General features: G+C 55.2%; 1 rRNA gene. It reads right to left on the minus strand.

Annotation, left to right across the window (positions count from 1 at the left end):
* Positions 1-921 (minus strand): 23S ribosomal RNA (locus tag MHJ63_RS09830); the annotation flags it as partial.

The raw sequence follows: 921 nt of genomic DNA on the forward strand, positions 1-921 counted from the left end.
TGGTCTGGTGTGGTTGGGGTGGTTAGCATCATCGCTTCGATATGGACGGTTCTTCGCCGGTACGGGAATATCAACCCGTTGTCCATCGACTACGCCTGTCGGCCTCGCCTTAGGTCCCGACTCACCCAGGGAAGAAAAACTTGACCCTGGAACCCTTGATCATTCGGCGGACGGGTTTCTCACCCGCCATTCGCTACTCATGCCTGCATTCTCACTCGAACACGCTCCACCTGATGGTTTCCACCCAGGCTTCACCACATGCCCGACGCTCCCCTACCCACCCCACACAAAAGTATGGAGTGACACAGCTTCGGCGGTGTACTTGAGCCCCGCTACATTGTCGGCGCGGAATCACTTGACCAGTGAGCTATTACGCACTCTTTCAAGGGTGGCTGCTTCTAAGCCAACCTCCTGGTTGTCTCAGCAACTCCACATCCTTTCCCACTTAGCACACGCTTAGGGGCCTTAGCTGATGTTCTGGGCTGTTTCCCTCTCGACTCATGAAGCTTATCCCTCACAGTCTCACTGCTACGCTCTCACTTCACCGCATTCGGAGTTTGGTTGACGTCAGTAACCTTGTAGGGCCCATCAGCCATCCAGTAGCTCTACCACGGTAAAGAAACACGTAACGCTGCACCTAAATGCATTTCGGGGAGAACCAGCTATCACGGAGTTTGATTGGCCTTTCACCCCTACCCACAGCTCATCCCCCCAGTTTTCAACCTAGGTGGGTTCGGTCCTCCACGTGCTCTTACACACGCTTCAACCTGGCCATGGGTAGATCACCCCGCTTCGGGTCTAGACCGTGCCACTACAACGCCCTATTCAGACTCGCTTTCGCTACGACTACCCCACACGGGTTAACCTCGCGACACAGCACTAACTCGCAGGCTCATTCTTCAAAAGGCACGCCATCACCCC

Source organism: Pseudoglutamicibacter albus (genome assembly GCF_022346425.1).
Taxonomy (GTDB): domain Bacteria; phylum Actinomycetota; class Actinomycetes; order Actinomycetales; family Micrococcaceae; genus Pseudoglutamicibacter; species Pseudoglutamicibacter albus.